This is a genomic window from Mycolicibacterium novocastrense (assembly GCF_001499835.1).
Lineage (GTDB): Bacteria > Actinomycetota > Actinomycetes > Mycobacteriales > Mycobacteriaceae > Mycobacterium > Mycobacterium novocastrense.
Window position 1 is genome coordinate 106,987 of the sequence record NZ_LQIH01000013.1, and the last position, 10,818, is coordinate 117,804.

The following is a 10,818-nucleotide window of genomic DNA, read 5'->3' on the forward strand; positions in this document are numbered from 1 at the left end:
GGGGTTCGCCGTCCGTCGGGCTGGTCCGTACTGTCGGTTCTACTCCCCTTTTACGCGCTCAGACAAGGACTCTGTGGGCCGCTCACACACCACATGCCCACGGAGTGGCAAATACGCACAGCGAAGGAGGATCTCGATGTGCGCGCTTTTGAACCTGGTTCACCGAGTCTCGGACGTGTTGGTGGGCGCAGGCACCAAGGCTCTGCGGTCACGTCGGCTGATGCGTGCCCCGATCGGGCTGTATCGGGTACGCCTCGGGTTCATCTTCGGCTCGCGGATCCTGTTGTTGGAACACATCGGCCGGAAGTCGGGGCAGACCCGGCAAGTGGTGCTCGAGGTGCTCGATCGGACTGACCCGGAGGCTTACATCGTCGCCTCCGGCTTCGGCACCCGCGCGCAGTGGTACAAGAACGTCCAGGCCGATCCCAGGGTGAAGGTGTCCGTCGGTACCCGGTTGTCGAGGCCCGCGATCGCGCGTCCGCTCAGCACCGACGAAGCGGATGCTGCGCTGCGCCGTTACGTCGACCGGCACCGCCGGGCGTGGGAGACGATGAAGCCGGTCCTCGAATCGACCCTGGGCGCACCGATCACCACCGAGAACACCGCCCTGCCGATGGTCGAACTGCGGCTGACAGACCACTGACCGGTGAGGTGTCAGTAGTAGCCAGGGCCTCGACCGGCCATCGACTCCAGGCGGGCGATGCGGTCCCCGATCGGCGGGTGCGTCGAGAACAGCTTGCCGATCTTCTCGCCCGCGCGGAACGGGTTGGCGATCATCAGGTGCGCCTGATCGGCCAGCTTGGGGTCGGGCGGCAGCGGTGCCTGCTCGACGCCGGCGCTGATCTTGCGCAGCGCGCTGGCCAACGCCAGCGGATCGCCCGTCAGCTCCGCGCCGGACTGGTCGGCCTGGTACTCCCGCGACCGCGACACAGCCAGCCGTATCACCGTCGCCGCGATGGGGCCGAGCAGCGAAACCAACAGGATCGCAAAGGGATTGGCGCCCTCGCGGTTACCGCCGAAGATCGTCGCAAAGTAGGCGATGTTGGCGAGCGCGGTGATGACCGCGGCCATCGCGCCGGCGACGCTCGAGATCAGGATGTCGCGGTTGTAGACGTGTGAGAGTTCGTGCCCGAGCACCGCCCGCAGTTCACGTTCGTTGAGGATCTGCAAGATGCCGGTCGTACAGCACACCGCGGCGTTGCGCGGATTGCGGCCGGTGGCGAACGCGTTCGGCGCGTCGGTGTCGCTGATGTACAGCCGCGGCATCGGCTGGCGGGCCGTGGTGGCCAGCTCGCGCACGATCCGGTACATCACCGGGGCCTGCATTTCGGTGACGGGCTGCGCGTGCATCGCCCGCAGCGCGATCTTGTCGCTGTTGAAATACATGTAGGCGTTCATGCCGACGGCGAACAGCACCGCCAGGCCGATGAGCGCCGTATTGCGGAACAGCGCGGCGATGAACACGATCAGCGCCGAGAACCCCACCAGCAGAGCGAACGTCTTGGCGGTGTTCGCGTGCGGATGCCAGGTCATCGCTTCCTCCTTCGGAAAGAAAGACTTCGCTGAGTCAACGCTTAGGCGGGCTCCGCAAGTTCCGGTGCTCAGCCGTGCCGGTTGACCGTGTAATCCACCAGGGTCGCCAGGGCCTGACGGCCCGGCCCCTCGGGCAGCTGGGAGAGCTCCTCGCGGGCCTGCACCGCGTACTGCGCGACGGTCTGCTTGGCCCTGGTCATACCCGGTGACCCGCGCAACAGCCGCAGGGCCTCGGCCACGTCGTCGTCGTTTTCCACCGGTCCGGCCAGTAGCTCGCGCAACCGGTCGGCGGCGGGACCGTCGTCACGCAGCGCGTACAGCACCGGCAGGGTGTGCACACCTTCGCGCAGGTCGGTGCCCGGCACCTTGCCGGACTCGTCCGGATCGCTGTCGATGTCGATGATGTCGTCGGAGATCTGGAAAGCCGTGCCGACGATGCCGCCCAGCCGGCTCAACCGCTCGATCTGCTCTTCGTCGGCACCCGAGAATGTCGCCCCGAACCGGCCGGACGCCGCAATCAGGCATGCGGTCTTCTCGTAGACGACCTTCAGGTAGTGCTCGACGGAATCGACGTGTTCGGCCGCGCCGCGGGTTTCCCGCATCTGGCCGGTAACCAGCTGGGCAAAGGTGTCGGCGATGATGCGAACGGCGTCGGGTCCGAGCCTGCTGACCAGACGCGAGGCAGTCGCGAACAGGTAGTCGCCTGCCAGGATCGCGATGTTGTTGCCCCAGCGCGCGTTGGCGCTGTCCGCACCGCGACGGACTTGCGCCTCGTCCATCACGTCGTCGTGGTACAGCGTCGCGAGGTGCACCAGTTCGATGACCGCGCCCGCGACGGTGACCTGCCAGGCATCCGGGTCCGGACCCAGCCGGGCGGAGAGCACCGTGAACAGTGGGCGGAACCGCTTCCCGCCGGCCTGGAACAGGTGTTGTACCGCTTCGGCCATCAACTCGTCGGCTTTGCCGAGCTCAGTGGCCATCAGGTCTTCGATGCGGGCGACCCCGTCGCGCACTTCCTGCGCGAATTCGGGATCTCCGAAGTCCACCCCGGCTACCACCGTCGCTGGCGTCCTCACCCTGCCAACATACTGGGAACCATGGACAACCGAGCGGACGTGGTCGTCGTCGGGGCCGGCCCCGCGGGTTCGGCCGCCGCCGCGTGGGCGGCGCGCAACGGCCGCGACGTCCTCGTCATCGACAAGGTGCAGTTCCCCCGCGACAAGGCCTGCGGCGACGGGCTGACTCCGCGCGCCGTGCTGGAGATGCGCCGCCTCGGCCTCGGGCCGTGGCTGGACGGTCGGGTGCGGCATCGTGGCCTGCGGATGTCCGGCTTCGGGGCGGACGTCGAGATCGAGTGGCCGGGACGGTCGTTTCCGTCGACCTCGAGCGCGGTTCCGCGCACCGAACTCGACGACCGCATCCGCATGGTCGCCGTCGACGACGGCGCGAAGATGATGCTCGGCGCGAAAGCCGTCGACGTGCGCCATGACGCCTCCGGGCGCGTGGCGGCGGTGACACTCGATTCGGGCGCCGAGATCGGTTGCGGCGAGCTGATCGTCGCCGACGGAGCCCGCTCGACGCTGGGCCGCGTGCTGGGCCGCGAATGGCATCAGGAGACGGTGTACGGCGTGGCGATCCGCGGCTACATCGGCACGCCGCGCGCAAGCGAACCGTGGATCACCTCGCACCTGGAGCTGCGCTCGCCGGAAGGTGCGGTGCTGCCCGGATACGGCTGGATCTTCCCTCTGGGCAACGGCGAGGTGAACATCGGCGTCGGGGCGCTCGCGACGGCCAAGCGCCCGGCCGACGCCGCGCTGCGGCCACTGATGTCCTATTACACCGGGCTACGTCGTGAGGAGTGGGGCTTCGTCGGCGAACCGCGCGCCGGCCTGTCGGCGCTGCTGCCGATGGGCGGGGCGGTGTCGGGTGTGGCCGGGCAGAACTGGATGTTGATCGGCGACGCTGCGGCCTGCGTGAACCCGCTCAACGGCGAAGGTATCGACTACGGTCTCGAAACCGGCCGGCTGGCCGCCGAACTGCTGGGCACCGGTGATCTGTCGCAGGCGTGGCCCGCGGTGCTGTCGGCGCACTATGCGCGCGGGTTCTCGGTGGCCCGGCGGCTCGCGCTGCTGCTGACGTTCCCGCGGTTCCTGCCGGCAACCGGGCCGCTCGCGATGCGGTCGGCGACGCTGATGAACATCGCGGTGCGGGTGATGGGCAACTTCGTCACCGATGAGGACGAGGACTGGACCGCCCGGGTCTGGCGCGGCGCAGGTCGCCTGTCGCGGCGAATCGACGAACGGGCGCCGTTCAGCTAGTCGCGCCGGCGCCGCTCGAGGAGCTTCACCGCGATGCGGGTGTCTGCGGGTTCCCGATTCGTTTGCGTAGAAGCCGTGAGCCCCAACGCAATCAGAACGTCTGCGGCCGTAATGAACAATCCGATCCAGTACGCCCACCGCATGGTGGGGTCCGGTTGGGACGCGAAGTACAGGATCAGGAATATCGGGCCGACGATGCCGAAGACGAACATCATGGCTTGAAACATCAGATAGCGCTTGAACGTCTCCATGTCACAGGCAGAATATCGCGGATGACCGCCGTGTACCGGGCCCCGATGCGGTCTCGCCGCGACGACATCGACCCCCAGAAATCGCTCGACCGGGCATTGGCTCTGGGCCTCGTCGGTTTCGGCGACGCGGGTTTCGGCGAGCGGCTGGCTCGCCGCGTGGACCGATTCGCCGATGCCGAAGACGGGTCCTTCGTATGGACCCGCGATGCCGACGGGCTTTTCTGGTTGGGCCGCATCGATGGTCCGTACCGCCGGGACGACGCCGAGGAGGCCGCCGCAGTCGACCTGGTGCATGTGCGGCCGTGCCGCTGGCTGCGCGAGCCCATCCTCGAACCCGACGTCCCCGCAGCGGTTCTCGCGACCTACGCCCGCGGCGGACGCAACTTTCAGCAAACCCACGACCCCGACGTCGGCCCGCAGACGGAACGCATTTGGGACGCCCGCAATGATCGAGACTCATAACCGGGCTAACTGTAAGACCAGCTAGACGACCTGTTTTCGGCGACGTGCAGGGATTATCCTGGTGCACAGCGGCGTTCATGTAGGCATCGGCGGAAGGAACCACGATGCTCGGTCTGAGAGTTCGATCGGCTGTTGCCGCGATCGCGGTCGCCGCTGCCGCACTGTCCTCAGCTTCGATTGCGGCCGCGCTGCCCCAGGGACCATGTCAGGACGTGCCTTTCGTCGGCGTGTGCACGCCGTACCGGGGTGCGACCGGTAAGCCGTCCTCGAATGCCAAGTCCGAACCGCCCCTGCCGGCCGTCAACAGCGCCGCACCGACTGGCGGTGGCCAGCAGGCAGCCATCGATATCGACGACTAACTAGCCGAGCGATTTCGCGAACCCGCTGACGTCGCGGATGGATGCGTCGAACACCTCGGGCATATAAGCCCCGCACAGCAGGTCACCGCCATGACAGGTGCCCGCGACCACCCGGCCCACCGCGGGAACACCCGCGCGCAGCAGGCGCCGGTAGTAGGCGAGACCCTCGTCGCGCAGCGGGTCCAATTCGTTGACCGAAATAACATGCGGCGGAAGGCCGTTGAGTTCCTCGTCCGTTGCCACCGCCGCCCAGCAGGTGGCGTCGCCGGCATGGGAGCCGTCGGGGTTGTAGATCGAACCCAACAGCGCAAGTTGGTGGCGGCTGACGAAATACTCGTCGTTCTCGGCCAGCGAGGGCAGGTCATCGCACTCTTCGAGCCAGCGGTTGGAGATGTAAGGGCACTGCGCGTAGCACCCGGCGATCTCGTGTAGCCAGCCCTCTCGTTTGGCCTTGTGCGCGACGGTCAGCGTGAGGTTTCCGCCGCCGGACTCCCCCGACACGATCAGATGGCTGACACCGAGCTCGGTGCGATTGGCCGCCACCCAGCGCACCGCGGCGGCACAGTCGTTGAGACCGGCAGGGAACGGGTGCGGGCCGAGTTTGCCGCCGGAGTTGCGGAATTCGACGCCGACCACGACGAGCCCTGTGGCGGCGAGGCATTCACGGATCTTGATGTAGCCGATGTCGGCGCCGCTGCCGATCGCCATGCCGCCGCCGTGCAGATGAACGACGGCGGGTATCAGGCCGCCGTCGTCGTCGGGGCGGCTGATGTAGAGCGTGATGTCGTTGCCGTCGGGGCCGGGAATGGTTGTCGTCGATGTGGTCACCCCGGATACCTCGGGCAGGCCCTTGGCCAACGCTTCAAGGATCGCGCCCATCCCCTCCTCGCTCACGGTCGCGAAGGCAATGCGGTCCTCGAGCGGTGCGTCCACGCTCAGCGGTGCGGCGGGCAGTCGGCCGTCGAGACCGAACTGCGCGAAGGCCTTGACCATTCGGGGATCGGAGCGGGGATCGGTGGCGAGGGTGGAGTCCGGGTCGACCAGGCGTCCGTGCATCCCCAGACCGTAGCGCGCGATCGAGGTGACCGACCCCGGTTTCCCGCTACCGCCGGGTCGGCCACCTCGTGTCGACGATATCCAGCAGGTGCGGAAGTCCCGCGCGGTAACGAGCCCGGTCGGCGTTCTTGAACGGCACCCACCACGGCGCCTGGAACAACTCGACGATCTTCACCATGTCGCCGTTGTAACCCGACGCCTGCAGTACGCCGTTGGCGGCGTAGCGGCCGCCCTCGTTGGCGCCCTCCATGGTCGTGACGTTCTGGTCGGTCTTGATCCATTCGCCGGCCAGAAACAGGTTGTCGATACCGGTGACCGCGGTGGGGCGACGGTTCCAGGAGCCGGGGTCCTGGATGAACAGCGGTTCGTCATTGCGCACATCCGGTGTGCCGGAGTCGATGATCGCGGGGTCGAGGAACCAGGAGTGCAGCATGGTGTCGTCGACGACCCTGTCGGTGTCGTTGAGGTGCGCCTTGATCTGGGCCCAGGCCTCCCTGGCGATCTCTTGCGGCGTACAGTCCCTCGCGCTTCGACGATTGAAGTTGCCTGGTGTGGTCCAGTCCGAGATGATCGCGGACAGACAGTCTTTGACGCTGCCGTCGCCGTAGTTCGTGAGGCTCTTCTTCCAGAACTGCTCCTCGCTGATCGAGGTGATGGCCCAACCGGAGTCGACGTAGTTGACGTGGCCCTTGGTGACGTCGACGCGTTCTTTGAGGTAGAACATCAGACCGTTCATCCACTCCGTGCGCAGCAGGGCGATGTTGGCCAGCTGCGGGTCGGCCTCGAGCACATCCGGCGTGAGCACCGCGGCGAGCTTTTCACACGGTATCGCCGAGACGTACCAGTCCGCGGTGACCTGCCGTGGCATCCCGCCGGTGCTCACGACGGTCGCGGACTCGATGTGCCTACCGTTGGGGGTGAGACGGGCCAGTGCCTCACCGACGCGGAACGTCACACCCTGCGCACGCAGGTGGTCGACCCACGGGTCGAGCCACTGCGAGCTGGTCGGGCCGTTGAGTACGCGGTCGAATCCCTTGTTGTCGGAGTCATTTCCGAGGAGCAGGATCGACCAGACGGAGGCTTCGCCGACGAGTCCGATCGAATGTGCGCTCGCATCTTTGGATTTCGATGCGGCAAGGTTGCGGATGATGCCGTCGGCGAGGTATCGGTTGTACTCCGGCGACTTCCTGTTCGCGCCGATGTAGTCCTCCCACGTCATGTTCTCCCATTGCCCGAGTTTGCGTTCGGTGCTGCTGGTGACGTAGACGGCGAGCTTCTGCGCCGCGTAGATCGCTTCCCACGGCGGCAACTGGAACAGCGTCTCGAACACCGTCGCGACGGAGTCGATGAACGCCTTCGGGGTGATCGGATTCGGGATCATCGGCAGCGGGAACGGGAGCGGGATCGTCAGGTCGTGGCGTCCGAGCCCGGAGTGCAGATACGACGTCGCGCGGGTCAGGTTGTCCCAGGTGCCGTTTCGGTTGCCGGGGAACGGAACTCGCCGCATCGTGTCGGTGACGTTGCGGTAGAAGCCGGGGAAGAATCGGAAGCCGTGTTCGGCGGGCAGCGGTGTCGAACCGGAGTTGGGTACGGGGATCGATCTGGCCTTGCCACCGAGCGCCTTGCGCTCGTACACGGTCACGGCGTAGCCGCGCTCGACGAGTTCGTGAGCGGCGGTGAGCCCTGCGATGCCCGCTCCGAACACCGCGACCGACTTGCCCGGCGCTGCGCGGGCCGTCGGCGGCATCGCCATCAGGGCGGCCGCGGTGGCCGTTCCCATCACGAACGACCGGCGCGACAACCGTCGCGATCCGACCCCACCCGACATCCCGCCACCGCCTTGTTCGCGGACCCCCGTCGTCGCAATAAGTTAACGGTGATTCTCGTCACAACGGCGCGCGACACGCCGGGGTTGCAGTGGTTTCGTGCTGCTGATGTTGCCGTCAGCGCAGGGGTTTGGTGGCGGCGTGCAGCGCCACGATTCCCCCGGTGAGGTTTCGCCAGCGCACCGAGGACCAACCGGCGCCGGCGATATGGTGGGCCAGTTGCGTCTGGTCGGGCCATGCGCGGATCGACTCGGCGAGGTAGACGTAGGCCTCCGGGTTGGAGGACACGGCTCGGGCGATTCTCGGAAGCGCCTGCATGAGGTACTCCTTGTACGCCGTGGCGAACAACCGGTTCGTCGGCGTGGAGAATTCGCAGACCACCAGCCGTCCTCCGGGGCGGGTGACGCGGGCCATCTCACGCAGACCCGCCGCGTGGTCCACGACGTTGCGCAGACCGAAGCTGATCGTCACCGCGTCGAACACGCCGTCGTCGAACGGCAGTCGCGTGGCGTCACCGGCCACCTTGGGCACATCCCGGGAAGCGCCGGCGGCCAGCATGCCGACCGAGAAGTCCGCGGCCACGCACCACGCCCCCGAGGTCGCCAGTTCGACGGTCGACACGGCCGTGCCCGCCGCGAGATCGAGCACCTTGTCCTGCGGGCCGATGCGCAATGCCGCCCGCGTCGCCCGCCGCCAGAAGCGGTCCTGACCCAGCGACATCACGGTGTTGGTCAGGTCGTAGCGCCGGGCCACCGCGTCGAACATCGACGCCACATCGCGTGGGTTCTTCTCCAGCGTCGCGCGGCCCATGAGTTTCACCGTAGCTGTGAAGATGCTCGAAGCGGGAATGTGGAGGACGTGCACAGGGGATATAGGGAGCATGAGCGAAAAGGTTTGGTTCATCACCGGTACGTCGCGGGGCTTTGGACGCGAGTGGACGATCGCGGCGCTCGAGCGCGGTGACAAGGTCGCGGCGACGGCGCGCGACGTGTCCTCACTGGACGATCTCGTCAGAGATACGGCGATGCGTTGCTGCCCCTGGCGTTGGACGTCACCGATCGTGAGGCGGACTTCGCGGCGGTCAAGCAGGCCCACGACCACTTCGGGCGGCTGGACATCGTCGTCAACAACGCCGGCTACGGGCATTTCGGCTTCATCGAGGAGGTGACCGAACAGGAGGCGCGCGACCAGATCGAGACGAACGTGTTCGGCGCGCTGTGGGTCACTCAGGCCGCGCTGCCGTACCTGCGCGCGCAGGGCAGCGGGCACATCATCCAGGTGTCGTCGATCGGCGGAATCACCGCGTTCCAGAACGTCGGTATCTACCACGCATCGAAGTGGGCCCTGGAGGGGTTGTCGCAGTCGCTGGCGCAGGAGGTGGCTCCGTTCGGGGTGCACGTCACGCTGATCGAACCGGGTGGTTTCTCGACCGACTGGGCCGGCTCGTCGTCTCGGCGCTCGAAGCCGCTGCCGGATTACCGAGAGGTGCACGAAGAGGCCGACCGGATCCGCAGTCAGCGTGTGGCCAAGCCCGGCGATCCGCAGGCGTCGGCGCGGGCGCTGCTCAAGGTCGTCGATGCCGAAACTCCTCCGCTACGAGTGTTTTTCGGTGATCTACCGCTGCAGTTGGCCAAGGCCGACTACGAGAATCGGCTCAAGACCTGGGAGGAATGGCAGCCGGTCGCCGTCGAGGCGCAGGGCTGACGTCGTCCTGTCAGGGGCTCGAGCCCTGCGGCCCTCAGGCCGCCCAATCTCCTGGTGGCGCCGGCCCACCGGGTTCACCGGCACCGTCGACGGGCGTCGCGGCGCTCGATTGGGTCTCGCCGGGCTGGCCGTCGTCAGCAGGTTCGGGCGGTGCAGCGGTGTCGTCTATCCGGCCGCCGTCATCGGGTTCGGACGACGCAGCGGTGTCGTCTATCCGGCCACCGTCATTGGGTTCAGGCGACGTAGCGGTGTCGTCTGTCCGGCTGTCGTCATCGGGTTCGGGTGACGCAGCGTTGTCGTTGTCGACTTCTCGGCTGTCGTCAGCAGCATCGGGTGACGCGGCGGTGTCGTTGTCGACTATCCGGCCGCCATCGTCGGGTTCGGGCGACGCAGCGTTGTCGTCGTCGACTGTCTGGCTGTGGGTTTCGTGTTCTTCGGGTGGGCGCAGGAGCCGTTCGGGTCGGTGGTAGTAGTTCAGCCGTGCCTGGCCGGTGTCGAGTCCGGGTGGTGGCAGCCATTCGACCTCGCAGCGCTCGTTCATTCGGGTGGTCCAGCCGCCGTCTTCGTCGACGCTGCGGTTGTCGGTTCCGCAGGCCAGTCCGAGTTCGTCGACGTTGGTGTTACCGCCTTTGGACCAGTCGGCCGACACGTGATGCACTTGGCAGCCGTAGGCGCCCACAGTGCAGCACGGTTTGGTGCAGCCGCCATCGCGCGCGATGAGCATGATCCGCTGCGCCGGGGTGGCGATGCGCTTGGCGCGGAACAGATCCAGGGCTGATCCGGTCGCGTCGTCGAAGACCGCCAGGTAGTGGTTGGCGTGGCCGGCCAGCCGGATCACATCGGCGATCGGCATGAGTGTGCCGCCGCCGGTGGTGCCGACCCCGGCCCGTGATTCCAATTCCCTCAGGGTGGTGCGAATGATGAGCGACACCGGCAGCCCGTTGAGCTGACCGAGCTCACCGCTCATCAAGGCGATGCGCCCGACGGCGATCATCGCGTCGTGTTGGCGCTGGGCCAGGCTGCGGTGGTCGTTGTCGATCTGGGCCTGTGTCGGGGTCCCCGATGTGCAGGGTTGGGGATCGTCGGGATTGCACATCCCTGGTGCGGCGTACTTGGCGAAAATCACTTCCCACACCGCCCACGCTTCGGGTGTCAGCGTCCCAGAAATCCCGATCATCGCGTCGGAGCGTTGTTTTGCCTTGGTGAGCCCGCGTTTGCGGGCGCGCTCGGTGTCATCGGGCTCGGGCCCGTCCTGATCGAGCAAGAACAGCGTCAGATCGGCGCTGTCCTTGAGTTCCTTGGGGCCGAC

Annotated in this window: 11 protein-coding genes and 1 pseudogene; 5 read left to right on the top strand and 7 right to left on the bottom strand. The window is 67.0% G+C overall.

The annotated features are described in order from the left end of the window. The first annotated feature begins 136 nt into the window (after window positions 1-136). Window positions 137-643 (top strand): nitroreductase family deazaflavin-dependent oxidoreductase, encoded by a 507-nt coding sequence (locus AU072_RS12230; RefSeq protein WP_064414067.1) that lies wholly within the window; start codon window positions 137-139, stop codon window positions 641-643. 11 nt (window positions 644-654) lie between these two features. Here the strand turns inward: AU072_RS12230 and htpX are convergent, their stop codons facing one another. Together htpX and grcC1 are read right to left on the bottom strand one after the other, a co-directional pair. Further along, window positions 655-1,533: a zinc metalloprotease HtpX gene (gene htpX, locus AU072_RS12225; RefSeq protein WP_064414066.1), complete on the bottom strand. Its 879-nt coding sequence runs from the start codon at window positions 1,531-1,533 to the stop codon at window positions 655-657. Between the two features lie 68 nt (window positions 1,534-1,601). Further along, complete coding sequence (gene grcC1, locus AU072_RS12220; RefSeq protein WP_174523785.1) at window positions 1,602-2,609, bottom strand: nonaprenyl/(2E,6E)-farnesyl/geranylgeranyl diphosphat synthase; 1,008 nt, start codon at window positions 2,607-2,609, stop codon at window positions 1,602-1,604. Window positions 2,610-2,630: 21 nt separating this feature from the next. Here grcC1 and menJ point away from each other — a divergent pair, with 21 nt between their 5' ends. Beyond that, window positions 2,631-3,851, top strand: a complete 1,221-nt coding sequence (menJ, locus tag AU072_RS12215) for a menaquinone reductase MenJ (protein ID WP_064414064.1) — start codon at window positions 2,631-2,633, stop codon at window positions 3,849-3,851. On the opposite strand, the gene AU072_RS12210 is transcribed toward menJ, so the two are convergent. Then, window positions 3,848-4,102: a hypothetical protein gene (locus AU072_RS12210; RefSeq protein WP_064414107.1), complete on the bottom strand. Its 255-nt coding sequence runs from the start codon at window positions 4,100-4,102 to the stop codon at window positions 3,848-3,850. The two genes, menJ and AU072_RS12210, sit on opposite strands and share 4 nt — an antisense overlap. A gap of 21 nt (window positions 4,103-4,123) precedes the next feature. Here AU072_RS12210 and AU072_RS12205 point away from each other — a divergent pair, with 21 nt between their 5' ends. Both AU072_RS12205 and AU072_RS28155 read left to right on the top strand, forming a co-directional pair. Continuing rightward, complete coding sequence (locus AU072_RS12205; RefSeq protein WP_120271046.1) at window positions 4,124-4,564, top strand: GAF domain-containing protein; 441 nt, start codon at window positions 4,124-4,126, stop codon at window positions 4,562-4,564. 104 nt (window positions 4,565-4,668) lie between these two features. Continuing rightward, window positions 4,669-4,923, top strand: coding sequence for a hypothetical protein (locus tag AU072_RS28155; protein ID WP_133147282.1), 255 nt, complete (start codon window positions 4,669-4,671; stop codon window positions 4,921-4,923). Here AU072_RS28155 and AU072_RS12200 read toward each other — a convergent pair whose 3' ends face one another. From AU072_RS12200 to AU072_RS12190, 3 genes are all read right to left on the bottom strand, one after another. After that, entirely contained in the window at window positions 4,924-5,979 is a 1,056-nt protein-coding gene (locus AU072_RS12200) for an alpha/beta hydrolase (RefSeq protein ID WP_064414063.1), read from the bottom strand. Between the two features lie 46 nt (window positions 5,980-6,025). After that, window positions 6,026-7,807 (bottom strand): hydroxysqualene dehydroxylase, encoded by a 1,782-nt coding sequence (locus AU072_RS12195; RefSeq protein WP_064414062.1) that lies wholly within the window; start codon window positions 7,805-7,807, stop codon window positions 6,026-6,028. A 115-nt stretch (window positions 7,808-7,922) separates the two neighbouring features. Then, window positions 7,923-8,615: a demethylmenaquinone methyltransferase gene (locus AU072_RS12190; protein ID WP_064414061.1), complete on the bottom strand. Its 693-nt coding sequence runs from the start codon at window positions 8,613-8,615 to the stop codon at window positions 7,923-7,925. A gap of 70 nt (window positions 8,616-8,685) precedes the next feature. Here AU072_RS12190 and AU072_RS12185 point away from each other — a divergent pair. After that, window positions 8,686-9,509 (top strand): annotated as a pseudogene (locus tag AU072_RS12185) (SDR family oxidoreductase). A 34-nt stretch (window positions 9,510-9,543) separates the two neighbouring features. On the opposite strand, the gene AU072_RS12180 reads toward AU072_RS12185, so the two are convergent. Then, window positions 9,544-10,818 (bottom strand): DUF222 domain-containing protein (locus AU072_RS12180; protein ID WP_120271047.1); only part of this gene is annotated, 1,275 nt, incomplete at its 5' end.

What these genes read in the sequence shown, in the direction of transcription:
- AU072_RS12230 (WP_064414067.1), top strand. Translation starts at nt 137, where the DNA reads ATGTGCGCGCTTTTGAACCTGGTTCACCGAGTCTCGGACGTGTTGGTG.
- htpX (WP_064414066.1), bottom strand. Translation starts at nt 1,533, where the DNA reads ATGACCTGGCATCCGCACGCGAACACCGCCAAGACGTTCGCTCTGCTG.
- menJ (WP_064414064.1), top strand. Translation starts at nt 2,631, where the DNA reads ATGGACAACCGAGCGGACGTGGTCGTCGTCGGGGCCGGCCCCGCGGGT.
- AU072_RS12210 (WP_064414107.1), bottom strand. Translation starts at nt 4,102, where the DNA reads ATGGAGACGTTCAAGCGCTATCTGATGTTTCAAGCCATGATGTTCGTC.
- AU072_RS12205 (WP_120271046.1), top strand. Translation starts at nt 4,124, where the DNA reads ATGACCGCCGTGTACCGGGCCCCGATGCGGTCTCGCCGCGACGACATC.
- AU072_RS28155 (WP_133147282.1), top strand. Translation starts at nt 4,669, where the DNA reads ATGCTCGGTCTGAGAGTTCGATCGGCTGTTGCCGCGATCGCGGTCGCC.
- AU072_RS12200 (WP_064414063.1), bottom strand. Translation starts at nt 5,979, where the DNA reads ATGCACGGACGCCTGGTCGACCCGGACTCCACCCTCGCCACCGATCCC.
- AU072_RS12195 (WP_064414062.1), bottom strand. Translation starts at nt 7,807, where the DNA reads ATGTCGGGTGGGGTCGGATCGCGACGGTTGTCGCGCCGGTCGTTCGTG.
- AU072_RS12190 (WP_064414061.1), bottom strand. Translation starts at nt 8,615, where the DNA reads ATGGGCCGCGCGACGCTGGAGAAGAACCCACGCGATGTGGCGTCGATG.